This is a genomic window from Fibrobacter sp. UBA3629 (assembly GCF_002374005.1).
In the GTDB taxonomy this organism is placed as follows: Bacteria; Fibrobacterota; Fibrobacteria; order Fibrobacterales; family Fibrobacteraceae; genus Fibrobacter.
The window spans coordinates 146652-171805 of sequence record NZ_DFLC01000007.1; the positions used below are offsets into that span (position 1 = coordinate 146652).

Annotated in this window: 22 protein-coding genes and 1 tRNA gene; 20 read left to right on the top strand and 3 right to left on the bottom strand. The window is 56.2% G+C overall.

Annotated features, from left to right (window positions below):
• Nucleotides 1-11: 11 nt before the first annotated feature.
• The gene (locus B2310_RS02790; RefSeq protein WP_290728494.1) at nt 12-2279 is read right to left on the bottom strand and encodes a DEAD/DEAH box helicase; all 2268 of its coding nucleotides are present in this window, start codon (nt 2277-2279) and stop codon (nt 12-14) included.
• Between the two features lie 279 nt (nt 2280-2558).
• Between B2310_RS02790 and B2310_RS02795 the strand changes: the two genes are divergently transcribed.
• From B2310_RS02795 to B2310_RS02805, 3 genes are all read left to right on the top strand, one after another.
• Nucleotides 2559-2643, top strand: a tRNA-Ser gene (locus B2310_RS02795).
• Nucleotides 2644-2951: 308 nt separating this feature from the next.
• Entirely contained in the window at nt 2952-3401 is a 450-nt protein-coding gene (locus B2310_RS02800; protein WP_173366416.1) for a hypothetical protein, read from the top strand.
• A gap of 15 nt (nt 3402-3416) precedes the next feature.
• Nucleotides 3417-4301 (top strand): hypothetical protein, encoded by an 885-nt coding sequence (locus B2310_RS02805; protein WP_290728496.1) that lies wholly within the window; start codon nt 3417-3419, stop codon nt 4299-4301.
• On the opposite strand, the gene B2310_RS02810 is transcribed toward B2310_RS02805, so the two are convergent.
• Nucleotides 4298-5470 carry a TraB/GumN family protein gene (locus B2310_RS02810; protein WP_290728498.1) on the bottom strand — a complete coding sequence of 391 codons (1173 nt, stop codon included), beginning with the start codon at nt 5468-5470 and terminating at the stop codon, nt 4298-4300. The genes B2310_RS02805 and B2310_RS02810 overlap by 4 nt on opposite strands.
• 153 nt (nt 5471-5623) lie before the next feature.
• Here B2310_RS02810 and B2310_RS02815 point away from each other — a divergent pair, with 153 nt between their 5' ends.
• The 11 genes from B2310_RS02815 to B2310_RS02865 all read left to right on the top strand — a co-directional run bounded on the left by B2310_RS02815 (nt 5624) and on the right by B2310_RS02865 (nt 17222).
• On the top strand, nt 5624-6232 hold the full coding sequence (locus B2310_RS02815; RefSeq protein WP_290726301.1) for a hypothetical protein: 609 nt from the start codon (nt 5624-5626) through the stop codon (nt 6230-6232).
• 61 nt (nt 6233-6293) lie between these two features.
• Complete coding sequence (locus B2310_RS02820; protein ID WP_290728500.1) at nt 6294-6734, top strand: hypothetical protein; 441 nt, start codon at nt 6294-6296, stop codon at nt 6732-6734.
• Nucleotides 6735-6757: 23 nt separating this feature from the next.
• Nucleotides 6758-7429, top strand: a complete 672-nt coding sequence (gene cmk / locus B2310_RS02825; protein WP_290726304.1) for a (d)CMP kinase — start codon at nt 6758-6760, stop codon at nt 7427-7429.
• 36 nt (nt 7430-7465) lie between these two features.
• Nucleotides 7466-9253 carry a 30S ribosomal protein S1 gene (rpsA, locus tag B2310_RS02830; RefSeq protein WP_290726306.1) on the top strand — a complete coding sequence of 596 codons (1788 nt, stop codon included), beginning with the start codon at nt 7466-7468 and terminating at the stop codon, nt 9251-9253.
• Nucleotides 9254-9441: 188 nt separating this feature from the next.
• Nucleotides 9442-10674 carry an FISUMP domain-containing protein gene (locus B2310_RS02835; protein ID WP_290728502.1) on the top strand — a complete coding sequence of 411 codons (1233 nt, stop codon included), beginning with the start codon at nt 9442-9444 and terminating at the stop codon, nt 10672-10674.
• 68 nt (nt 10675-10742) lie between these two features.
• Entirely contained in the window at nt 10743-12041 is a 1299-nt protein-coding gene (locus B2310_RS02840; protein ID WP_173382791.1) for a bifunctional phosphopantothenoylcysteine decarboxylase/phosphopantothenate synthase, read from the top strand.
• A complete protein-coding gene (locus tag B2310_RS02845) occupies nt 12034-12852 on the top strand; it encodes a hypothetical protein (RefSeq protein WP_290728505.1) in 819 nt (272 codons plus the stop codon). Before B2310_RS02840 ends, B2310_RS02845 begins: the two co-directional genes overlap by 8 nt.
• A 46-nt stretch (nt 12853-12898) precedes the next feature.
• On the top strand, nt 12899-14317 hold the full coding sequence (gene dnaB / locus B2310_RS02850) for a replicative DNA helicase (RefSeq protein WP_290728507.1): 1419 nt from the start codon (nt 12899-12901) through the stop codon (nt 14315-14317).
• Nucleotides 14318-14319: 2 nt separating this feature from the next.
• On the top strand, nt 14320-15102 hold the full coding sequence (locus tag B2310_RS02855; RefSeq protein WP_173382788.1) for an MlaE family ABC transporter permease: 783 nt from the start codon (nt 14320-14322) through the stop codon (nt 15100-15102).
• Nucleotides 15103-15116: 14 nt separating this feature from the next.
• Entirely contained in the window at nt 15117-15899 is a 783-nt protein-coding gene (locus B2310_RS02860; protein WP_173382787.1) for an ABC transporter ATP-binding protein, read from the top strand.
• Between the two features lie 120 nt (nt 15900-16019).
• On the top strand, nt 16020-17222 hold the full coding sequence (locus tag B2310_RS02865) for a hypothetical protein (protein WP_290728509.1): 1203 nt from the start codon (nt 16020-16022) through the stop codon (nt 17220-17222).
• 81 nt (nt 17223-17303) lie between these two features.
• On the opposite strand, the gene B2310_RS02870 is transcribed toward B2310_RS02865, so the two are convergent.
• On the bottom strand, nt 17304-18002 hold the full coding sequence (locus B2310_RS02870; RefSeq protein ID WP_290728511.1) for a porin family protein: 699 nt from the start codon (nt 18000-18002) through the stop codon (nt 17304-17306).
• A 137-nt stretch (nt 18003-18139) separates the two neighbouring features.
• On the opposite strand from B2310_RS02870, the gene B2310_RS02875 reads away from it, so the two are divergent.
• The 6 genes from B2310_RS02875 to B2310_RS02900 all read left to right on the top strand — a co-directional run bounded on the left by B2310_RS02875 (nt 18140) and on the right by B2310_RS02900 (nt 25124).
• Nucleotides 18140-19573: a T9SS type A sorting domain-containing protein gene (locus B2310_RS02875; protein ID WP_290728513.1), complete on the top strand. Its 1434-nt coding sequence runs from the start codon at nt 18140-18142 to the stop codon at nt 19571-19573.
• A 94-nt stretch (nt 19574-19667) separates the two neighbouring features.
• On the top strand, nt 19668-21086 hold the full coding sequence (locus tag B2310_RS02880) for an ATP-binding cassette domain-containing protein (protein ID WP_290728515.1): 1419 nt from the start codon (nt 19668-19670) through the stop codon (nt 21084-21086).
• 2 nt (nt 21087-21088) lie between these two features.
• Entirely contained in the window at nt 21089-22213 is a 1125-nt protein-coding gene (locus B2310_RS02885) for an Mrp/NBP35 family ATP-binding protein (RefSeq protein WP_290728517.1), read from the top strand.
• Nucleotides 22210-22506 (top strand): DUF971 domain-containing protein, encoded by a 297-nt coding sequence (locus B2310_RS02890; protein WP_290728519.1) that lies wholly within the window; start codon nt 22210-22212, stop codon nt 22504-22506. The genes B2310_RS02885 and B2310_RS02890 overlap by 4 nt, the downstream gene beginning before the upstream one ends.
• Nucleotides 22507-22560: 54 nt before the next feature.
• The gene (locus tag B2310_RS02895; protein WP_173365738.1) at nt 22561-23409 is read left to right on the top strand and encodes a sigma-70 family RNA polymerase sigma factor; all 849 of its coding nucleotides are present in this window, start codon (nt 22561-22563) and stop codon (nt 23407-23409) included.
• Nucleotides 23409-25124, top strand: coding sequence for a tetratricopeptide repeat protein (locus tag B2310_RS02900; protein WP_290728521.1), 1716 nt, complete (start codon nt 23409-23411; stop codon nt 25122-25124). The genes B2310_RS02895 and B2310_RS02900 overlap by 1 nt, the downstream gene beginning before the upstream one ends.
• Nucleotides 25125-25154: the final 30 nt, after the last annotated feature.

Here is a 25154-nt window from a genome sequence, read left to right on the forward strand (position 1 = left end):
GTATAGAAAAACTAGACTCTGCCGAATCGCCTTGTCTTGCGGAAGGGCTTGTCGCCTCTCTTTTCGCCGAAACCCCGCTCGTCGCGGTCCCTGTGGAACTTGCGGTCGCCGAACATGCGTTCTCGGCGGGCCTTGCGGTTTTCGAACGGGTGCGCCTTGTCGTGCGGCTTGGTTCCGGGAGCGGGGCCGGTGGGCGGCTCGTCGGTCATCAGGCGGAAGCGGGCTTCGTTCCCGCGGATGGTCATGCCCGACAGAATGTCAAGCACTTCCTGCGGCATGGTCTCGGGAAGCTCTACGGTGCTGAACTTGTCGAACAGCTTGATGCGACCGATGTTAGAACTGCTGATGTTGCCTTCGCCGGCGATGGCGCCCACGATGTCCTTGGGAGTCACGTGGTCGCGGCGGCCTACGCCCAGGTAATAGCGCAGGTAGCCTTCCTCGACTCCATTTTCGCCTTCCTTGCGCTCCTTGCGGAGTCGATTCTTTTCTTCGCGGTCGAGCCCGAAGTTGTCTCCGCGTTCGCGGCGTTCGCCTCTTTCGCGCGGGGCGTCGAGCGGTTTCAATTCCGGGAATAGCGGCTGCTTTTTCTGCCAGATCTTGATGACGGCGGCAGCGACATCTTCTGCCGTAATTTCATGCACGGAACCGTCTTCGAGAGCGACGCCGTTTTCCATATTGCAGCCTTCTGCGACCATGCTCTGGACAAGTTCCTTGAACTTGTCGAGTTCGCCGTAGCTGAGCACGCTCTTGATTTTTGCCTTGAACGCGGCGACACGCTTTGCGCTGATGACGTCGGCGGTCGGCATCTCCATCACCTCGATGGGCTGGCGGGTGGCCTTCTCGATGGTCTTGAGCATGCGCTTTTCGCGCGGGGTAATGAAGAGGATTGCGTTCCCGCTTCGCCCGGCGCGGCCCGTACGACCTACGCGGTGCACGTAGGATTCCGTATCGTAGGGAATGTCGTAGTTTACCACGAGCGAGATGCGGTCCACGTCGATACCGCGGGCGGCCACGTCGGTGGCGACGACGATATCGAGCTTGCCCATCTTGAGGCGGTTGATGGTGCGTTCGCGCATGGACTGCGCGAGGTCGCCGTTGAGCGGGGCCACGTTGAATCCGCGGCTTTCGAGCTTCTCGGCGACTTCGGTGGTGCTCTGCTTGGTGCGCACGAAAATCAGAACGCCGTCAAAGTCTTCGCCCTCCAGCACGCGGGCGAGCGCCTCGATCTTGTGCTCGTTTTTCACCAGCAGGTAGCGCTGTCGGATATTCTCGACGGTCGTCGTCTTGCCTTCGATGCGGGCTTCCTCGTATTCGCCGAGGTGCTGGTCGATAATCTTCTTGACTTCGTTCGGCATCGTGGCGCTAAAGAGCGCGCGCTGGGCCGTGGCCGGGATTTCTTTCAGGATGGTTTCCACGTCTTCCATGAATCCCATGTCGAGCATCTCGTCGGCTTCGTCGAGCACGATGGCTTTCACGCCCGAAAGCACGATGGAGCCGCGCTTGATGTGGTCAATGAGGCGGCCCGGGGTGGCGACCACGATGTTCGCCTGGCGCTTGAGGGCGCGCAACTGCACTGCGATATCCTGCCCGCCGTAGACGGGAACTACGTGCACCTTCGGCATCTTGGCGGCATACTGCTGGATAGCTTCCGCCACCTGGATGGCGAGTTCGCGTGTCGGCGTGAGCACGAGCATCGTGGTCTCATGGCCGTTGAAGTCGAGCCTGGAAAGCAGCGGGAGCGAGAAAGCGGCTGTCTTGCCGGTACCGGTCTGCGCCGTGCCGAGCAGGTTTGCTCCTTGCAACAGTGCCGGGATCGCCTTCGCCTGGATGGGGGAGGGAGTCTCGTAGTTCATCGCCTTGATGGCTTCGAGAACTTCGTCGGCAAGTCCCAGGTCTTCGAAGGTTACGAGTGCTTCGTCGCCCGGATCTTCGTCTGATTCTTCGGCCGGTTCCGCGCAGTCCTTCTTCGACTCGGCATAATCCTCGTCCGAGGTGGATGAAGTTGCCGAATCGTCATCTTCAGGCTGTTCGACTTCGCCGTCCTCGATTTCGACCTTCGTACCGACTTCGATGGCCGATTTGGGGCCCTTCTTCAGCACGTCGCCTTCTTCGTCGACGACAACGCCGTTCGGGTTTGTTGCGAAGAATGCGGCCTCGTCTGCCTCGTCTTCGTCGGCGCCGCCGGCGATGGCAATCAGGAAAGCGTCCGCCTCGCGTGCAATTTTGGATTCCGGGTCAATTTCCTCTTCAGGGATACGCTCTTCGGTATCTTTCGACATAGTTCACCTTCAGGACCCGTAAACTTCATCTGCGGCCCATGCCGCACTATCGAATGGTTCTAGCGCCGGTTGCCCGGCCGAACCTTGAAAAGCCCCGAAGCGCACTCGCGCTTATAAACCTGAAGTTCTGTTGGATCCTTTTTTTGGATTCGCGGCCAAATGTAGAAATACGGCAGGCCGTTTCAAAGGGTGGCAAGAAAAGAAAACGAGCGGGGGAAGACCTGTCGTGGGGCCTAGGGTAGACAAACCGCGAAATCTTTACTAAATTATGCGAACCTTGGAGAGATGCCAGAGTGGTCGATTGGGCCGGTCTCGAAATCCGGAGACTGTCACAGGTCCGAGGGTTCGAATCCCTCTCTCTCCTTGAAAAAATAAGGAACCCCTTGCGGGTTCCTTATTTTTTCATAGGGTAGCGGTTCGAACCCTCGCAGAGGGTTCGACAGACGTCTGCGGAACGCAGTGAAGCGCAGACGTCTGAGATTTTGGCCGAAGGCCAGAACCCGAAGGGCTGCACGGGAATGAAATGACCGCGCAGTCCATCCCTCTCTCCAATCACACACTTTCATAGCTCTCCTCGTTGTCGCACTCTCAACAAAAAAAACTCCATACCCTTGTATGTTAATAAAAATAAACCTAAATTTGTGCGCGAAAATTTTCAAACAGGAGCTCAAAATGAAAAAATTCGTCTATATCGCCATGATTGCTGCGGTCGCTTTTGCCGTGACCGGTTGCGCCGGAATGATACCCGTGCAGCAGACCCAGAAGAAGGAAGGACCTGTCCGCACCGAGAAGTACGGCTACGTCGACAAGCAGAGTTCTACCATGGGCGTCTATGGCGCCAGCACCTACGAGATTGTCGGACCGGTGTCCTGGGAAGACAAACACAAGTGTTCCGTTCTGGATTTTGTCACTTACGCAACGGTCACGAGCCCGAGGAACGGAGCCCAGGACGTCATCAATGTCAGGGCCGAGGAACTCTGCAACAACGTCAATGGCGAAAAGAAATGCTCCTGCAAATACTGGGGCCTCTCGATCCGCTACAAGATGCTTTCTTCGAGGGAAGTCAAGGACATGCGCTCTACCGCCGAAACTCCGTCTGACGCTTCCGTCAACCAAGAATAATTGTCTGTTAGCGTAATGAAGAAATTATTGCTCGTTTTGCTCGCCCTCGCCTGTCTCGCGTGGAGTGACGATTATGGAGACCGAGGTGCTTACGGTTCAACGGCGTATGGCTCGACGGCGTATGGCTCGACGGCCTACGGCTCGACGGCGTATGGCGAGAAGGGATATGGTACGGCCGGCTACGATGGTGCCGAGAATCCGAAATCGAAGGCGAAGTCTTCCAAGGAGGCGCCTTCCTCGTCTTCGTCTTCCTCGATTTTTGGCTCCTTGCTCTCGAAAATTGCTCCCGCATCCCAGACGGCTTCGTCCGCAGGTGGAGCATCCGGAGCGTCCTCGGCAGGCGACGTTTCTTCCGCCAAGCCTAAGACAGAAAAATCCGGAGATCTCAAACCGTACAAGTTCAGGCTTGTGTTCGATCTTGACGGCTTATTTTACGATGCCGATCGCATTCGCTTTAATGGCTTAGGCGTTGGGGCTAATGTGCAGGCCTTTATGCGCTCGGGCCAAGGAAAATTCTTCGTGGAATATGGCCTGGGTCTGGGGCTTAGCTCGTGGACTTACGAAGACAGCTATTACGACGATATCTGGGAATGGTGGGTCTATAATATAGATGCGCTGGTCCAGGGTGGGCTGCAGTTAGGGAACGCCATTTTGCGTTTTGGCGGGTATGTCGGTTATTTGAAGGATAACGACGTCCGCTATGGTTACTATGACGACAATATGTTAGTGAACAATTATCACTATGGTATTGCTTTGGGTGCGTCGTACTATTTTTCCCGCGTCGAGCTGGGCGTAGTCTTCAGGGATGACCTTTCCGAGATAAATCCTGAAATCGGGAAAATGGACTTCGGGAAGAAAGGCTTTATCAGCGGCGGCTTCTCCGTCGGCCTCGTCTTCTAGAACGCCTGGTAAATCTGGAATATCGCGAGTATCTTCCCGATAATCGCGGGGATTCCCGGACACAGGAAGCAGAGGATTACGCGGGTCACGCGGTTCTTCCACCAGCGCTTCACCTGCCAGATGTCGTCGGAGAGGGTTTCCATCTCGGATACGCGCGGCGGCCTCATGTACACTTGCGTGAGCGCGGTAAAGAAACCGACGCCGATAAGTGGAGTGAGTCCCGTGAATGGGGCGACTAGCAGCGCTACCAGAATGGTGAGCGGATGCCCGCCTGCAATAATCGTACCGAGCATGGCGCCGCCGCCGGTGAGCATTGCCCATTGCAGGCTCAGTTCGCCAGCCTTCTCTACGCCCGCGTTGTAGCCCACGAAGATGATGCTTGCGACAATCGCGATGGGGATGGCCCATCCGATAATTTTCCAGATGGGAGCCCCCTTCGGGATGACCGAGATGGATTCCTCGCTCGGGAGTTCCTTGTTTTCTTCGATGATGCTTGCGATGCCCCTCATGTGGCCCGCGCCGATGACGGCCACGATCTTCTTGCCTTCCGCATTTTTGATTTTGCTTGCAAGGAACTGGTCGCGTTCGTCGATGAGCACCTGCTTCACCTCGGGGAATGTCTTGCCGAACTCCTGCATCATGGAGTTGAGGGCGTCCTGCTCCTTGATTTTTGCGAGTTCCTCCTCGCTGATTTCGGTCTTGTCGAAAATGCTCCCGAAAAGGCCGCCCAGCAGGCTGAACTTGCGGTACCAGGGGGTGCATGCCCAGGTGCGCCTGAGTGTTATCTTGATGTCGCGGTCGGCGAGGACTAGAGGAATTTGCCTTTCGTTCGCTATGTTGACGGCTTCCTTGAGCTCGGAACCGGGTTTCACGCCCGTTTGGTCGCCCATGCGCTTCTGGTAGGAACCCAGCACGAGGTTCGCGATCAGCGTCGAAAGTTGCTTTTTCTTGATGACTTCCTTTAGGTCCGTCTTTTTCCAGCGGTCGGGGTCCTGGATGGACTTGAGACGGCCTTCGTCGAGTTCCACGCAGACAGTATCCGGCTTTTCGGTTTCGATGGTCTCGTGGACCAGTTCCAGCGAGGTCTTCGAAATGTGTGCGGTGCCAACAAGGATGATTTCTTTGTTGTCGGGCGTATGGATGCGGTAAATGTCTGCGTTTTCGCTCATGGTGGGGTGAAAAATAGAAAAAAAGGGGCTCGGATGTCGTCGTAACTGCAATAATGACACGGAGTTAGCTGAAAAATAGAATTTTTTTTGGCTTTTTTATAAAAAAAATGTTATATATTTGAAGTGGTATCATTTTTTTGGGAGGTTTCCTCTATGAAAAAGTTATTGATGGGATTGGCTCTTTTTGCTCTGGTGTTGTCCGGTTGCGCCGGCACTTCCGATGACCCGGAAGCCCTCGACAACGCCCTTGTAGGCTTTACCTCTTGCGTGCAGAGCTCGCGCTGGCAGGAAGCCCTCGAATATGTCACTTCGGACGAAGCCCGCGAAATCAGCAGCGACGGTTACGAATTCAAGCAGGAATACCAGGTCGCCGCACGCCGCCTGCCGCTCTCCACTCTCCGTAAGGCTGGCCTCAAGGTCGATGGCCACGGTCGCCTGGTGGGCATCAAGGCCGCCATGGATGAAGCCAACGAACGCTACGTCGTTTCCGAGGAACAGGCCAAGGTAGGCACGAACCTCGAGGAAATGGAAAAGCAGCGTATCCAGCGCCGCCTCGAAGAAGGCCAGAAGATCCTCCAGGGCGAGGAAGAAGAGGCCAAGGCTGAACCCGAAGTCGAAGTGTTCACGAACAAGTTGACCGAGGAAGAAAAGAGGAAGTACGGCAGCACCCGTGACCTCCAGGCTCCCGAGGAATACAAGGACGAGAATACGGAAGAAGCCGAAGAACAGATCTTCAATGGTGACTACGAATCCAACGACTAGCTGTTAGTTTGTTTTGAACGAATCCCCGGCGCCCGTCGGGGAATTTTTTTAGGAATTTTTGATGTCCCGTTTTACCGCAAAAATGACGTTTGCCTTGGCGGCGCTCCTTCTCCTTGCGGCGTGCGGCGATTGGACCGCCGGATCCCCGGATGCGGACGGCGCCGTATTTAGCCGCTCGTACCGATACTACTACGTGATGGACTGCCGGTTCGACGGCATCGGACTTTTCGATTGCAGCCTTGCCGCTCCGATAAGCCCTGCCTATACGGCCTCGCTCCGGATCGATTCCGACGACCTCGCAACGCTCTCTTTGGACGGCAACTACAGCTACTATTATACGACCCACGAGTACACCTCGGGGCACGACGACTACGGTAGTTACTACTACTTCTACGACAACGGCTGGGAGCTGACCTTCTACAAGGACGGCTCGGAGCTGATTTTCTGGGATACCGACGAAAATACTGCCACGGTTTACCTCAACGACTTGGACTACGAGTAGTTTTTTCTAAATTTGCGCTCACTATGGTAAAAACCAGTGAGCATTTCGTTATCGCCCTTGATGGCGGTTCGGGTACCGGGAAGAGCACCACGGCGAAGATCGTGGCGAAGACCCTCGGTATAACCTACCTCGATACCGGCGCCATGTACCGCGCGGTGACGCTTGCCGCCCTCGACAAGGGTCTGCCGGCCGAAGAAGGCCCCGCCATGGACGAACTGCTCTCTGACCTCACCCTCGGGTTCGACTCCGAAAACCACATCCTCATCAACGGTGTTTGCCGCGAAAGCGAAATCCGCGGCATGAAGGTCTCGAGCAACGTGAGCATCTACTGCGCCCTCCCCTCCGTCCGTACCGCCATGACCAGGCAGCAGCGCGAAATCGGCAAGAAGCAGAGCTGCATCCTGGACGGCCGCGACATCGGCACGGTCGTTTTTCCCGACGCGAAGTACAAGTTTTTCATGGTGACGGACGTGAAGGTCCGCGCCGAACGCCGCTACAAGGAACTCCTTGAAAAAGGCGAAAAGGTTACCCTGGAAGAAGTCCTCGAAAATCTGGTCGAACGCGACCGCCTGGATTCTTCCCGTGCGAACGCCCCCCTCAAGAAGGCGGACGACGCTATCGAAATTGACACTACACACATCTCAATCCAACAACAGGTCCAAAAGATTCTCGACTACGTAGGTGTAGTGGCGTAGTCCCGAGTCCTTTGAACCGCAACCCCAAAAAACAATATGTCTCAAAATCTCAAATTCGGAACCCAAGAAGATCTCGCCGAAATCCTTGCCGCCCAGGGTGAATGCTCTCCGGACTTCCGCAAGCAGAACGCCGACGTGTATGCCGGCATGGGCTGCCTCGAACAGGGCAAGCTCGTCATGGGCAAGATCAGCCAGGTGAACGACCAGGAAGTCCTCATCGACGTGAACTACAAGAGCGAAGGAGTTATCGACCGCGCTGAGTTCAAGGACTCCGACTCCCTCGAAATCGGTTCCGAAATCGAAGTGTTTGTCGAAAAGCTCGAAGATGAAGACGGCCGTCTCATCCTTTCGAAGCAGAAGGCCGACTTCGTGCGCGTGTGGGATCGCATCCACGCGGCATTCGAAAACAACGAAGTCGTGCGCGGCACGCTCACCAAGCGTATCAAGGGCGGTGTGGTTGTCGACCTGTTCGGCATCGACGCCTTCCTCCCGGGCTCCCAGATCGACCTCCGTCAGATCCCGGATATCAACGCCCTCATCGGTCAGGAATTCGACCTCAAGGTCATCAAGGTCAACAAGGCTCGCAGGAATATCGTCGTGTCTCGCCGCGTCGTTCTCGAAGAAGAACGCAACAAGCAGCGTGGCGACGTTCTCGAAACTCTCGAGAAGGGCCAGGTCCGCAAGGGTATCGTCAAGAACATCACCGACTTCGGTGCCTTCATCGATCTCGGCGGCGTGGACGGGCTCCTCCACATCACCGACATGAGCTACAAGCGCATCAACCACCCGACCGAAATGGTCCAGCTCGGCCAGGAAGTCGAAGTCATGGTGCTCGACTTCAACGACAAGAAGGAACGCATCTCTCTCGGCATGAAGCAGCTCAAGCCGCATCCGTGGAAGGACATCGCCGAACGCTACCCCGAAGGCGCTATCGTCAAGGGCAAGGTCGTTTCCATCACCGATTACGGTGCATTCGTCGAACTGGATTCTGGCGTCGAAGGCCTCATCCACGTTTCCGAAATGTCCTGGACGCAGCATGGCAAGCACCCCTCCAAGATCCTCTCCGTGGGTCAGGAAGTGGAAGCCGTCGTGCTCAAGGTTGAAGAAGATGCAGAACGCATCTCTCTCGGCATGAAGCAGCTCGAAAGCGATCCGTGGGATTCCATCGAGACCGAACTTCCGCCGGGTGCCCGCGTGGTTGGCGAAATCCGCAACATCGCTTCCTTCGGCGCATTCGTCGAAATCAAGGAAGGTGTGGATGGCCTCATTCACGTGTCCGACATGTCCTGGACCAAGAAGATCACCCACCCGAACGAAATGGTCAAGAAGGGTGACAAGGTCGAATGCGTCGTGCTCGCCGTCGATAAGGAAAAGCGCCGCATCAGCCTCTCCATGAAGCACCTCACCGAAGACCCGTGGGATTCTATCGAAACCACGTTCCCGGTGGATTCCGAAGTGAAGGGCAAGATTGTCCGTATGCTCGACCGCGGCGTCGTGGTTGAACTCAACGACGGTATCGAAGGCTTCATCCCGGTCTCCAAGCTCACTGCTGAATACATCAAGGTTCCGGCCGATGCATTCAAGGTTGGCGACGAAGTCCCGGCTGTCGTGACCGAAATCGACCAGAACAACCGCAAGATCTACCTCTCTGTGGTGGACTACTTCAAGAACCGCGAATCCGCAGAACTCAAGGCTTGGATGGATTCCCACAAGCCGGGTGAATCGGGTACGACGATCGGTGAAGCCGCCGCTCCGAAGAAGAAGGCTGCCAAGAAGAAGGCTGAAAAGCCGGCCGAAGACGCCGCTGCTGAAGAAGCCAAGTAAGTTGCCGTTGCAAACCCCGTAAGGGGAACAACAATCGCTTGCGACATTAAAAGTCCCGTGGGTAAAACCACGGGAATTTTTTTTTATTATGAATTTTAATAATAAGTTATTGTTGTTTGTATAAATTATTACATTTGGTAGTATAGAATAAACAAGCAATTCTGCTGTTTACAAAAAAGGAGAACACGATGATTGGGAATAGCAAGCGATGCTGGGGAATTTTCGCAGCAGGAATTGTCACATCCATGGTTTGTCTTACTGCCTGCAATGACACCATTACAGAATCAAAAGGCGTAGAGTCTGTCGCTACTTTCGAGAAACTCGGTGACTGCACCAAGGACAAAGACGGCGAAATGATGTTCGTTGCGGATTCCGCAATGCTCTATTATTGCTACGAAGAAGAATGGACGAGAGTGAAGGGCCTTGATGGCGAAAAGGGAGAAAAGGGCGATAAAGGCGACAAGGGTGACGATGGTGCCAAGGGAGACAAGGGTGACGACGGCGACAAGGGCGACGATGGAAGTAAGGGCGACGACGGTGCTGATGGTAAGTCGGCCTACGAACTGGCCGTTGCCGCCGGTTTCACCGGAACGGAAGAAGAATGGCTCGCTTCGCTGAAGGGTGAAAAGGGTGACAAGGGCGATGACGGCAACGGTTGCGCCGTTGCTAAAACCTGGAATGGGGTCAAGTTCGTATGCAGCGGAGACACACTCGAAGTCTCCCTCCAGGATGAACAGGAATATCCTCTTTGCGGCGGCATTCCCTTTAATCCCTCGACTAGCTTCTGCGATGTGCGCGACAGTTCGCTGTATTACTATGTTACCATCGGTAACAAGAAGTGGATGGCCGAAGACCTCAGGTACATCGATAGCGTCCAGACCCCCAGCCTGCAGAACAATTTCTGGTGCAAGGACAGCTGTGAAACGGGTGGCCGCTATTACAAATGGGCGGCAGCCATCGATTCCATTTACACTTACGAGAACAGCGATATCAACTGCCATGATTCGGTCGACTGCAATCTCCCCGAAACGCTGAGAGGCATTTGCCCCAGAGGCTGGCACCTGCCGACAATCGAAGAATGGGAAGGCTTGTTCATCCTTATTGGCGGCCTTGAAAATGCATCGTGGGTTCTCAGGGAAAGAATGGAATGCTACGGACAGTGGTACGACCATGGAGGCATTCCCGGCCTGAACTCGTTTGATTTTACCGCAGATCTTGGCGGTCACATGGAATACATGGATTACTACGGTTACGAGCATGTCCAGAACTACGGTGGCATTGCAGAATACTGGACCGCATCGACTCCGTTCCAGGAGGCCGACAAGGGTTACGGCGTCCAGTTCTCGTGCGAAAGGAAAGACGCCGTCTTCACAAAATACAAGAAGGATATTGCGCTTCCGATTCGTTGCGCTAGAAATTAGCCGCTAGCTTGCAAGAAATATTTCCCTGAAAGGGCCGGCCATGCCGGCCTTTTTCTATCTTGCATTATATGGAACTAGCTGGAAAGAAGATCCTCCTTGGCGTTTCGGGCGGAATCGCCGCCTACAAGAGCTGCGAACTTTTGCGCCTGTTGCAGAAGAAGGGCGCCGAGGTGCGCGTGTGCATGACGGAGGCCGCGACGGAGTTCGTGGCGCCGCTTACGTTCGCAAGCCTCAGCAAGTGCCCCGTCTACCTCAAGAGCGGAGCCGTCGAGGCGCGCCCCTTCCAGCATATCGATTTTCCTCGCTGGGCCGACCTCTATCTGGTTGTTCCCGCTACTGCAAATGTCATCGGCAAGTTCGCCTGCGGTATTGCTGATGACCCGGTGAGCCTCTGCTTCATGAGCTGCACGTGCCCGCGCGTTATCGCCCCTGCGATGAACGTCGCGATGTACAACAGCCCTGCCGTCAAGCGCAACCTCGAAGTCCTGCGTAACTTTGACGATACGACCGTTCTTGAATCTCCTGCGGGGGAACTCGCTTGCGGTGAAGTCGGGCAAGGCCGCCTGATGGAACCGGCAGAGATTGTGAAGTGGCTGGAAGGGGCTGTACTTTGTCATCCCCGCGAAGGCGATAGGGGCCAAAGCAATCCGCCCGCATTCCCTGTCGCACAGGACGTCCAGCCCACGCAAGACAAAACGCTCCCCGGCCATGGCAAGAAGCTGCTTTTGACGGCCGGCCGCACCGAAGAAGCGATTGATCCGGTCCGCTACATCTCTAACCGCAGCAGCGGAAAGACCGCGGTTGCGCTCGCCTCGGTATTCTATGCGAACGGCTTCGAGGTCGAAGTTGTCGCGGGCCCGATGGAGGCGGCGTTTCCGGGCGGCGTCGCGGTTACCCGCGTGAAAAGCGCCCGGGAGATGCACGACGCCGTGATGGCACGGCTCGCCGAGGCGGACGCCGTCGTGCATTGCGCGGCGGTAGCGGACTACCGCCCCGCCCACGCCGCCGACGAGAAAATCAAGGACAGCCGTAGCCAACTCACCATCGAGCTTGTGCCGAATCCGAACATCTTGCGCGACTGCACCGCGGCCCGCGCTGGAGCCAAGATGTCCCGGCACCAGGTCATCGTCGGCTTCGCGCTCGAGACGGACCACTTCGAAGAACATGCGGCAGAGAAACTCAAAAAGAGCGGTGCCGATGCGCTCCTTCTCAATGCGCCGGTCGCCTCCGACTCCGGCTTCGGTCTCGACCGAGTGCGCTTCGCCCTAGTGGTTCCGGGTGCCGACGTGCCGCCGATGAAGATGGGGGGCAAGGTGGACCTCGCCGAAACAATCTTGAACTTTTGCCTGGAGCGCCTGAATGCCTGAAGAATATGACATGAGCGAATTGCGCAACTACTTGCGCGGTCAAATCGACATGGGCGATTCCGAAGTTTTTTTGGATGAACCCTGGTCTCTGAATGCGAAGAAGCCGCGTGCGGTTCCGCAGCCGCGGCCTGTTGTCACACCGCAGGCGGTCGCATCCCGCAGTGCTGTTGCCCAGGAAGTTCCCCCTGCACCCGTGCGAACGCAGGAACCCCTGTCCGTGGGCCCCGCGATGGCGGCCCCGTCTGCCCGCCCCGTCATGAGGAAGGCTGCGTCGGCTTTCGAAGCGGCGGAATCCCTGGATGCCTTCTACGACTCTATCCAGAACGAAGCCGTCTATGCGAAAGTCGGGGACATTGTCCGCTATGCGGGCCCTGCGAATCCGAAACTTCTTCTGTTGATGCCGAATCCGCTTCCGAACTCGGGTGATTTTTTCTCGTCGGAACCGGGAGCCATGCTCGTGAGGCTCTTTGCGAACCTGAACGTTGCCGAAAACGAAATCGGGGTCACCTACTTCTACAAGGGCCATGCCGCAAGGAACATTCCCGCCCTGCTCGAAACGGCGCTCCGCAAAATGCTTGCGAAGGAACTCTCCTTTATCGCCCCGCAGGTGATGGTCTCCTTCGGTGAACCGCTGTTCCACCAGCTCTTCGGCAAGGGCAAGGTCTTTAACGACCTGGCCGGAACCGACCTCGATTTTTCGGGCGTAAAGACATGTTCGCTTGTGGACGCGGTCGCCATGTCGCAGGACAAGCAGCTAAAATGGCTCACCTGGAAGGTCCATATCCCGAAGTGCACATACTTCAAGGCCTGACGGAGTGCTGGTCGATTTATAAAAATTATATTTCCGATGTATTGCTATGTCTGAATTTGTAAACGAAGGTGGAAGTTTCGAAGGTCGCCAGGTCCCCATGGACGGCGAGGCCGAACGTTATTTGCTGGGTGGAATCCTGCGCGATCCGAATGTCATGACTCCGGTCATCGATGTTGTTTCGGACGATGACTTTTTCTACCTGGAACGCCATCAGCTGATATGGAGGGCGATGCGGCAACTCTATAGCGCCGGAACCCCCATTGACATGCTTACCCTCCCTGCTGAACTCGAGAAGATGGGCAGGTTGCAGCAGTCGGGCGGCCGCGAATATATCTTTGAACTCATGGAGAGCGTCGCTTCCTCGGCGAATGTGGAATGGAACCTGGAGCATCTGCGCGACAAGTTTGTGCTTCGCAAGCTTATCCGCATGTCGTCCGATACCATCAAGAAGGCCATGGACGTCTCTTCCGCTCCCGACGAGGTGCTCCAATCGGCGGAACGTGCCGTTTTCGCGATTGCCGAGAAACAGGTGAAGAACTCGCTTCGCCCGATTGAAAATTTTGTGACCCCGCTGCTCGACCGCTTGAACAACAGGAAGGACGGCATTACGGGAATCCCCACGGGACTCACCGAACTGGACGAACTTACGAACGGCCTGCAGAATTCCGATCTCATCATTCTCGCGGCCCGTCCGGGTGTCGGCAAGACGTCGTTCGCCCTGACGATTGCGGCGAATGCGGCCATCGACTTCAACAAGCATGTGGCGTTCTTCAGCCTCGAAATGGATGGCGTGCAGCTCGCCCAGCGTTTGCTCTGCTCCCGCGCTCAGGTGGACCAGTCCAAGCTGCGTAACGGAAAGCTCAACCGCGACGAGATGAACAAGCTCATCGCGCATGTCGCGCCGATTAATCAGTCTCCGCTGTTCGTGGACGACAATGCGGACCTGGGCATCATGGAACTCATGAGCAAGGCGCGCGACCTCAAGCGCCAGGGCAAGCTCGACCTCCTCTTGATTGACTACCTCCAGCTGATGAAGACGGGCAAGGAAGAGAACCGCGCCGTCGCCATCGGTGCAATTTCGCGCGGCCTCAAGATTCTGGCCAAGGAACTCCACATCCCGGTCATCGCGCTTGCTCAGCTGAGCCGTAAGGTCGAAGAAAAGGGCCGCGAGCGTCCGCAGCTCTCCGACCTCCGTGAATCGGGTTCTATCGAACAGGACGCCGACATGGTCTGGTTCGTGGAACGCCCCTACGTGCGCACCCACAAGGACGACGACAAGTACAAGGCGGAACTCATCGTTGCAAAACACCGTAACGGTTCCGTGAAGGATATCCCCCTCGCGTTCGTTCCCGAATACACGACCTTCTACGATGCGACCGCGGACGACAGCGGCTCGGATGACGGCGGTGATTACCAGTTCGGCGGCGACGACCAGGGCGGCGGCTACAGCTTTGGGGAGTTCTAGCGATGACGGTTCTGCTCAAGCCCATAGCGTGGATTGGACGTGTCATCGTGGATGGCATTTCGAGCATCGGCGAGGTGCTCTGTATACTGCTCTTGACGCTCAAGCAGATGCCGCACGTGTTCAAGAACCCCGACCTCATCGTGAAGCAGATGATATCCATCGGCGTATCCTCGCTCCCGCTCCTGTTCGTGACGTCCATATTCACGGGCATGGTGGCGACCGTCTGCGCCGAGTTCGAATTCCAGAACCTCGTGGCGGACAAGTTTGTCGGTACGGCTGCCTGCAAGATGGTGCTTATCGAGCTTGGCCCCTTGCTTACGGCTATCGTGCTTTCGGGCCGCGTCGGCAGTGCGGTCGCAGCCGAACTCGGGAGCATGAAGGAGAAGGAAGAACTCGCTGCCTATACTGTGCTCGGTCTCGAACCCTACCGCTATCTTGCACTCCCGCGCTTTGTCGCCTTCATGACGATGATTCCCTGCCTCACCGCGATTTCGAATGCTCTCGCGCTTATCGGTGGCTGGATCGTGTGCGTGCTTGGCCTAGATATTACTACGTACACTTACACTACCGGCATGCAGTACCTGTTCGAATCCATGGACTTGTGGTCGGGCATGATCAAGTCCCTCGTGTTCGGCGTGCTGATTTTCGTGCTCGGCTACTACCACGGGATTAACGCCCAGGCGGGTGCCCGTGGCGTGGGACTTGCGACCATGAACGTCGTGGTTTCGAGCTGCCTCATGATTTTGATTTCTGACTTTATACTTGACGCTATCATGTTCTTCTAGTTCCAGGTGAAATTATGCCAAACGTAAAGATTGACCCGAACGATATCGCCATCCGCCTGAAGGGTCTCAAGAAGTCCTTCGGTCCGCAGACCGTCCTCGAAGATGTGAACCTCGACATCCGCCGTGGAGAGACCATGGTTATCATCGGCAAGTCCGGCGGTGGCAAGTCCGTGATTTTGAAGCACATGATCGGCCTGTTGCAGCCGGATGGTGGCGAAGTGTCCGTCGATGGCGTGACCATCAGTACCCCGAAGTTTTTCGACACGCATACCATCCGCCGCAAGATGGGCATGCTGTTCCAGATGGGCGCGCTGTTCGATTCCATGAACACCGGCGAGAACATCGCGTTCGCCCTCCGCGAACACCATCCGGAACTCTCCGAGAAGCAGATCCAGGACGTGGTGACCGAGAAACTCCAGATGATCAACCTCGTCCCCGAGTTCCGTACCAAGATGCCGAGCGAACTTTCGGGCGGTATGCGCAAGCGTGTGGCCCTTGCCCGCGCGATTGCCCTGAACCCCGAAATCCTCCTTTACGATGAACCGACGACCGGCCTTGACCCCATCACGAGCGACGTGATTAACGACCTCATCCTCGACATGCAGAGCAAGCTCGGCGTGACCTCGGTGGTGGTGACCCACGACATGGTGAGCGCCTTTAAGGTGGCCGACCGCATCGCGATGCTCTTGAACGGGCGCATCATCGAGGTGGGCACGGTGGACGAAATCAAGAACACGAGCAACCCTTACGTGCACCAGTTCATCACCGGGCAACGCAAGATTTCGGTCGAAGAATAGGGCGAGGAGCGTTTTTTTAGCCTAAAATGCCGTTTTTTTTGTGTTTTCCTTCACGAAAAATTGTTTTTTGTGTCCGTTTTTGCAAAGATTTATGTAAATTTCTCTAGAAGAGGTTTTTATATGAACAAGAAACTTTTGATAGGTCTTTCCTCTATCGGCATGGCTGCCGGTTTTTGGGCCTGCGGTAGCGGTTCGATTGAACCCATGGCCGACGATACGGATGTCTTCGTCGAGGCCATGCTGAACAATTTGGATTTTAGCACCCAGATTAACGATGCCATGAGCAAGTGCAACGAGGATATCGTTTGCATGAACGAGATGGCCAAGGCTGCCCATGGCGTTGTCGAACTTTCGTCGGAATCTACGCTTCCGGAATCGTCCGCAGATGGACAGCCGGTCGTTAGCTCCAGCTCTGAATCGTTCTTCAAGTTCTCCTCGATTGGCGATGTTGGTCGCCTGTCCAGTTCTTCCGATGCGGGAACCGTAGTGAGCAGCTCCAGCGAACAGGTCATAATAACGGGTATGGGTCGCTGCTACCCGCTATCCGAAACGATTGAATCGAACGGCCAGGCTCAGTGGAAGGTGGAGTGGAACTCCAACTATGGCATAAGGGATGTTGCGGCTGCAACGTATAGCTGGATTTTTGGCATGGATGCGACGCCCGACAACAATACAGCGGCGAGCCCGAAGGTCTCTTACTCGAAGTCCGGTCCGAAGTCCGCTTCTGTTGATGTCGTTATCGGCGGCCAGAAGGGGCACATCGACTGCGACAAGACTGTGAACGTGAACGGAGCCCCGATTACGGGATGTGTATGCTCTACGGCCGCCACTTCGGTTGACTTTACTGCGACTCCCGATGTAGTCTGGACGGTGGACGGGTGCAAGTCGCAGGGACAAACGACGTTCTTCTATTCATGGGAGGGTGGCGCTGCCGGTGCAGAAGCCAGCTTTACCAAGACATTCACGGCTGCGCAGGCTGGATATGCCCCGAAGCTCAAGGTTAGCCATGCGGATAACTCGATACAGGAATTTCAGTGTCCGGCAGTGAAAACGACCGATGGCCCGGAATACACGTTTAAAGTTAGTCAGGATAAGCTTGATATTCCGGCAGGAACACATTCGGTGACTACGAGAGGAGATGCCTCTGTCACTCAGTGCTATTTTAGTTGCAATGCGCAGGGTGATATATCTGTAAAATTAAGCACTGGAGAATCGATGACAGGAAGTTACTATGCGGGAGGCCCTGTTTCAGCGGATGCTTGTAAGGGTACATTTGAGTTGACTTTAAGTGCTGCTGCAACCTGCACAATACAGTGGAATTAAAAGAGATATCAAACGTTAATGCGAATATTAAAGAAGCTCCCCGTCGGGAGCTTCTTTTATAAGTAGAAAGGTGGGATCCTGTTACAGGAACCAGTATCCGATGCCGGCTTTGAATGTCATCTGCTTGCCGCCGTCCATGGAATCTATCAGGTCGTTCTTTAGGGGGTCGATGTCGGGGTAGACGTCGGTAAGCCCGAGGACGAGCCCTGCGTCAATGGAGAGGCGTTCCATCACGAAGCCGCCGACTCCAAAGGCGATGCCGAACCCGAATGCGGCCTGGTCGACCTCTTCCTTGTACTTGAAGTCGGTTTTGCCGAGGCCGCCGCCCAGGGATATGTCGTTTTGTTCGAGCGAGACTTCGCTGCTCAGGTTCAGCGAAAGCTGCACGCCGGCGGCGACATAGAAGCGTTCCTTGACGAGGGCTCGCATCATGAGGGGGATTTCGAGGTCCATCTGCTTGAACTTGTGGTCACAACCTTCCTCGTCCATGGAAAGTTGCGCATAGTGGAAGTTGATTTCTGGCGTGAATTGCAGGATGCTTGCCATGGGAATCCTGCCGCGGAGGCCTATATCGAACCCGATTCCGGAAGGAGCCTCGGCATCGTCTCCCAGGTACCAGTCCTGCGGAAGCCCGATGAGGTAGCTGTAGTTGAAGTCGGCATGCGCGCCGATGCCGGGTTTGCCGTTGATGCCGCCCTGGGCGTTGGGGGTGGCGCCGTCCTGTGCAAGCGCGATGGACGATGCGATTGCGCCTGCGGCGATGATTCTGGAAATCTTCATATTTCCTCCTTGTATGGGTGAAATATAGGAAATTTGCCTGTGGATTTATTGTCCATGAAACATGCTTTTGAATGTGAGCGGAATCACCGTATTGAAAGTAGTTTTGTATCAGGTGAAACTCTAACGGAGTGTTTGGTATGAAACATACTTTATGGACAAGCGTGTCCTTCGGTGTTGCAATGGCTCTCTCTGCCGTTGCGGCGAATGCATTCACCCTTACGGGTACGGTGAACGACGAAAGCGGCAAGGCCGTTCAGGATGCTGACGTTTCTCTCCTGAAAAACAAGCTCGATACGAAGACCGATGCGGACGGGAAATTCTCGTTCAACCATGAGATTTCGGCCTTGGCTTCGTCCGGTTCGGCCGGGTATCTTTCTGTAAGCGGCGGCATCCTCTCGTTCTCGCAGAGTTCGAACGCTCCGGTGCAGGTGCAGATTTTCGACATGGTTGGCAACCGCCTGCTAAACGAGACGCTGTACGGTACGGGCACGGTAGATATGAAGGCTTCCGTGAAGGCCCAGGGCACGTATTTCGCCCGCGTCCGCGTGGGGAGCGCCCAGCAGAATTTCAAGTTTACTGCGGACGGTAGCTTCAACGCCTCGTTTGGCGACCGCTCGCCTGCGAAGGCCCTGCTCAAGCTGGACAACTCCGATATGTTGCGCATCGTCAAGGACGGTTTCGACACGCTGAGCGTGAGACTCTCCAATCTCGATACAAACGTCACGCTCACGCTCAAGAAGAAGGCCGCTCAGCCGCAGTACGCCTACGGTTGGGGCCTCAAGAACGATCCGGTGCCTACGCGTGGTTGCGGCAAGACCTGGAACCGCGTGAAGTCCGGCAGCTACGAATTCCAGTGGAGCAAGGGCAAGCGTACCATCCGCATCGATATTCCCGACAATTACGACAACAAGAAACCGTACAAGCTCATCTTCGGCATGCACTGCATGGGCGGCTGGGCCGGCGGTGTGCAGCAGGAAGGCTACTATGGCCTCAAGCCGCTCGATACCCAGAAGACGGCAATCTTTGTCGCTCCCGAAGGCAACGGAAACCAGGCCCCGTGGGGCCAGGATGACTACCTCCTGTTCGATGAACTCCTGGCCGATTTGCAGAGCAACCTCTGCATCGACTCTAGCCGAGTGTTCTCTACTGGCTTCAGCTACGGCTCCATGTTCTCTAACGGTCTTTCCTGGAACCATCAGGATGTGCTCCGCGCAGTTGCCGTGTACGAGACTGCCGAACGAAACATTTGGCTTCCGCAGCGCCAGAACAAGGGCATTGGCTGGATGGGCGTGCTCGGCCTCGATGATAACCTCTGCACTCCCGAAATGGGCCGTGCTGCCCGCGATATCATCTTGACGCTCAACTCCGAGAATGGCAAGGCGAAGAATGAACAGGCCCAGGAAGCCCAGCGCAATGCGGCCCACAAGTGTTACGATTATACGACCGTTGAAGAACGCTTCCCTGTCCGCTGGTGCACGCAGTCCGGCGGCCACATCTGGGACCACAAGGATCCGGGCCAGCAGAAGTCCTGGGTTCCCGAGACCACCTGGGATTTCTTCAGCAAGTTCTAAAAAATATCCACACATCCAAAACACCTTCCTGGCTTTACGGCCGGGAAGGTTTTTTGATTAACCCTCTCTTGTCTCATTTTCTATCTTTGTATATATGGAATTCAAGCGTTTTGAAGCTCTGATTGAGATGTTCCCGCAGGTGCAGATTTTCAGCACCGAGGGGGAGGACCTTGACCGGGTCATTACTCACTTTTTGAACCAGCGGAAGAATGTCTCCACGATGTCGGAAGCGATGCAGCGGAAAATCCAGCATGCGCTCGCGCCGTTCTTCCAGCAGCGATTCATCAGCCTGCACGACGAGGAAGCCCCGCTGGTGCGTCACCTGCTGTTGAAGAAAAAGTTTTTTTTGCAGACGGACCGCTACATTGATGACATGGCATGGCCGGAGACGGACCCGGACAAGCTGGAAGAAGCCTTGAAGATTGCTGACCTTTCCGAGGAATTTCTCAACCGCAAACTGCTTAGCCTCTCGAACGGGGAACTGCGCCGTGTGTTGCTTGCCCGCATGTGGATGGAAAACCCGGAATGGGTCTACTTCAATGATTTGTTCGGAGGGCTAGATCCGGAGTACCGCAGGCACCTTGCCGCAAGCGTGGTGGAACTCTGCAGGCGCCCGGGCCTGAAAGTTGCCGTGCGCCTTGCCCGCGAAGATGAACTGCTCCCGGAAATTCCCGCGTTCGTGTATGCGAACAAGACCTTCACGCAGTATGAAGGCGAGTTGCCTTCCGAAGTTGCGAAGCCCAAGTTCTCGAAGGCGGAACTGAAGGATTACGAAATCGTTGAGCTTAGACGAAAGACGAAAGACGAAAGACGAAAGAGTGAGAATGCCGCTTTTCCTGATGACGCGGTGGGCGAAATCCTCTTCGACCTGAAGAATGTCAATGTGCAGTTCGGCGATACGACGGTGCTCAAGAACCTGAACTGGACGGTGCGCAAGGGCGAACACTGGGCGGTGATGGGCGAGAACGGTGCCGGCAAGAGCACGCTCCTCGGGATGCTCACCGCAGATCACCCGCAAATCTACAAGAACGATATTACTTTGTTGGGAATGCGCCCGGGCCATGGCTTGAACATTTGGGACCACAAGGCGAAACTCGGGTTTTTCTCGCCGGAGCTCGCGCTCCAGTACCGCGAGGACTTGAACCTGCAAGAGGTGCTGTGCACGGGCTTTACCGCGAATTTATGCAAGGCGGAAAATACCACTTGGGAAGAACGCGCGAAGGCGAAGGAGTGGCTTACTTACCTGGGCTTTGACGATGTGGAGGCGCGCTACCGCAATCTCTCTCCCATCGACAAGCGCGTAATCCTCATGGCGCGTGCGGCAATCCGCCCGCCCGAGGTATTGCTGCTCGACGAACCCACGCAGGGCCTCAAGGGCGAGTACCGCGAAAAGATTTTTAACTTGTTGCAGCTGCTTTCGAAGGAGACGACCATCATCCTGGTGAGCCACTACGAAGAGGAATGGCCCCCTTGCATGACGCACCTCCTCCGCATGCCCAAATTCTCGGGGTGATTATGCAATTGAACGAACAGAACATACTGAATGCCTTGCAGGCGGTCCATGACCCTGACCTGCACAAGAATATCGTGGAACTGAACTTTGTCCAGAATCTGAAAATCGAAGGCGGTCACGTGAGCTTCGACCTGCGGCTCACGACGCCCGCATGCCCCATCCGCGACAAGTTCAAGGACCAGTGCATCGCCATCGTGAAAAGCCTCGGTGCAAGCGAGGTCGAGGTGACGTTTACCGCGCAGGGCCGCGTGGGCGAGGGCAATACCGCAGCGCAGGCCCCGAAGGTTTCTTACATCAATGAGGTCGCACACGTAGTCGCGGTAGCGAGTGGAAAGGGCGGCGTCGGCAAGTCTACGGTAACGGCGAACCTCGCGATGGCGCTCAGCCTCTCGGGTGCCCGCGTGGGTATCCTCGACGCCGACATTTACGGCCCCTCCATGGGCCTCATGTTCGGCATCGACCGCGCTCCCGAGGTGTTCGAAGACAACACGATTGCGCCGGTCGAGGCGAAGGGCGGAATCAGCATCGTAAGCATGTGCATGTTCGCGGACAGCGACAAGGCGACCATCTGGCGCGGCCCGATGGTCTCGCAGATGATCCAGCACTTTATCCACCACGTGCGGTGGGGCAAGCTCGATTACCTGCTGGTGGATTTCCCCCCAGGAACGGGCGACATACAGCTCACCCTCACGCAGAACTGCCCGATGGCGGGAGCCGTGGTGGTGACTACCCCGCAGGAGGTGGCGCTCGCCGACTGCCGCAAGGGGCTAGCGATGTTCGACAGCGTGGGCGTTCCTGTGGTGGGCGTCGTCGAGAACATGAGCTACTTCATTTGCGACCAGTGCGGCAAGCACCACAACATATTCCGCCAGGGTGGCGGTGACCGCATCGCGAAAAGCTGGGGCGTACCGCTCATCGCGAAGGTGCCTCTTGAACCTGCGGTTGCCGATTGCGGCGACGAGGGAACTCCGGCCGTGCTCCGGTACCCGAACTCCGAATCGGCGAAGGCCTTCTTGCAGGCGGCAGATGCCATGGTGCGCACGCTCTCGGTATTCGCGTCCGAAGGTGATGGCGTGCTCAAGACGTTCAATTTCGAATTCGCGGAACTGCCGGAGGAAGAAGTATGATCCAGCCCAAGAAGATTTTCAGGACAAGGGACGGCAAGCTCGGGTTCGAGTGGAACGACGGTACGCGAGGTGCGTGCTCGGTACGTGAACTTCGCCTGGCTTGCCCGTGTGCCCTCTGTGTCGATGAACATACCGGCGAAAAACTGCTTGACGATTCCACCGTTCCTGCCGATATAAAGTTAGAGAGGGTGCAATCCATCGGTCGCTACGCTGCGGGGCTATCCTTCAGTGATGGTCACAACTCGGGAATTTACCCTTACGACAAGTTGAAAGAATTGACGAAAAAGGCGTAAAAAACCATATTTGTTTGACCGAAAGGTTATGGAAGATAGATAGGTGCAAAGTTTATGAGTGATTTTAACGAAGCGCTTTATTTTCGCGACTTGAATCGTTATCCGACGCTCTCCCCGCAGGAGGAGATGGCGCTCTTGACGATTATCAGGTCGGACGAGAGTGAAGAAATCCGCAAGTCCGCACTGCAGCGGTTGATTCGCGGTAACCTCCGCTTCGTGGTCAGCGTCGCCCGCAAGTACCAGGGCCGCGGCCTCGCCCTCCTCGACCTCATCAACGAGGGCAACCTCGGACTATTCAAGGCGGCAAAGCGCTTCGACATGGATAAGGACGTGAAGTTCATCTCCTATGCCGTGTGGTGGATCCGCCAGTCCATCCAGAAGGCCTTGTTTGAACAGGTGGGCGCCGTCCGTATTCCGCCCAACAAGCTTGCTCTTGTGAACCGCTTCAAGCGCGCGCTGATGCTCAACGGCGGTGACTACGACAAGACGATTTCCATGGAAGAATTCGCCCCGTTCGAAAAGGACATCGTCGAGGTGATGGAAAAGATTGTCGATATTTCCCTGGATGCGCCTATCGGTGACGATGTCGGCGGAAGTGGAGCCGATTCCGTGAGCACGCTCATGGATGTGCTTGGTTCCGACGGCAACCAGGACGACGACATGGAGAAGGAAGAACGCAAGAAGCTCATCCAGGAAACGCTTGCTTCGCTCCCGCGCCGTGAAGAGGAAATCCTCCGCATGTTCTATGGACTTGACACCGTGGAAGACACGACGCTCAAGGATATCGGCGAAGACCTGCGCCTTTCCCGTGAACGCGTCCGTCAAATCAAGAACAAGACCTTGCGCCGCCTGCAGCGTAGCAAGGAACATAAAGAAAAACTTGTCGATTTCCTGGAGCTTTAATGTCTCGATCATCGTCGGCGGCCCGTAAGGCCGCATATTGGTTTCTGGCTGTATGCTGCGGAGCCCTCCTTGCTTTTGGCGGCTTCAGGCTCTATGAAGAATTCGGCCCTTCCAAGATTTCGGTCGATGGAGTCCCGTTCGGGGTCCCTGCGGGAACTACGGTAGTCCGTGGCGACACTCCCGACATGAACAAGCAGCTCGAACAGCTTCCCCTGCAGACCCAGACCGAAGTCCGTCGCGCTTTTGAACTATCCCGTTCCGGCTCCAGCCGTCCCGCCTACGAGATTCTCGATGCGGTGGTCCTCCTGTTCCCGAGCCTGATGCCTGCTGTGTGGGGCGAAGTTAATACTTTGTTCGAAATGGATTCCCTCACGGAACAGGAAAGGGAACGCCTGAACCTGCTGGTGGCGCGCCTCCAGACGGCCTATCCCAATTCCGGCGTCGAGGCTTACCTCGAAAGCCGCAAGGCGTTCGCTGCAGGAAACTCCTCGCTTGCCATGCAGCTGGTCCGCGCTGCGGCAGAAAAGGCGCCTGCCCTTTACGAGGCGAGGCTCTGGTACGGGAAGCTCCTGATGAACGAGGGACGTTATGCGCAGGCGGTCGCCGAGACGCGCACGGCCATCAGCCTTTCGGCGGGGAACTCCCCGCGCGCTTACGAGACTCTCGCTAAACTCTATCACGACCAGGGCATGCTCGATAGCTGTTCTGCCGTCGTGGAATATGCCCTTTCGCAGTATCCCGTAGATGCGGAACTGATGCTGCTCCAGGGATACCTCGCGGAATATCGCGGGCATTTCGATGCGGCCGACAAGATCTATCAGCGCATCCTCGCGTTCCGCCCCGAATTCAAGAAGGCTGCCGCCGCATCTGCCACGCTCGGTGAAAAGTCTCCTCCGGGACCTGGCTCCGCGGTGAACCTCACGCCCAGGGACCGTGCGCAGATGGCCATCGATATCCTGGAACCGCTGGTGGACCGCTATCCCGAAAACCTGCCGCTGCGCGAAGCTCTCGGCCTTGCCTATCTCAAGGGCCGCGAATTTGAACGTGCCCGCATCCAGTTCCAGGAAATCATGGGGCGCGATGCGGAATATCCCGACATCCAGTTGCGCCTCCAGGAAGCGAACGTGACGAAGCCTGCGCCGGTCTCGGGTTCCGACGGCCTGGCCGCGAACTTGAACCGTGCCCTCGACAGCATCAAGGGCTCGACGGCGCCGACAAAGGAACATGACTTCACGACGATGCTTGGGCACTACCTTGTCCGCTACGGAGCGACTCCGGGTGAATTTTTCAAGAAGTACGCCATCAGCAATTTTCGCCCCATCAAGACGAACGTGTGGCAGGAGACTTTCTACGAGGCGCCCTACCGTCATACCTATACGGTGGTGTTCGATTCGCTCAACCATTTCCGCAAGGTCCATGTGACGGTTTTTGATTCCTCTTCTTCTTCGAACCATATCGGGCTTGCCCCCGAAATCTACACGCGGCTCCTGAAGCAGAACTCTCGTATATCGGGAATCGGCAGCAGCACGGGCGAGACGGTCTGCAGCGACAGCGTCGTTATCGATGCCGCCGTGTGGGAGACGCAGGATAACTTCGAAATCCTCGCCCGGTTCGTGGGGGTGCAGGCTGAAGTGCGCATGGTCCGTTTCGACAAGTCCGCGCTTCCGCCGGGGCTCAAGCTCTGCGACTATATTCCCTACCTGAAGGAATTCTAGAACTTTGCCGAAAATTGGCCACGTTGCCGG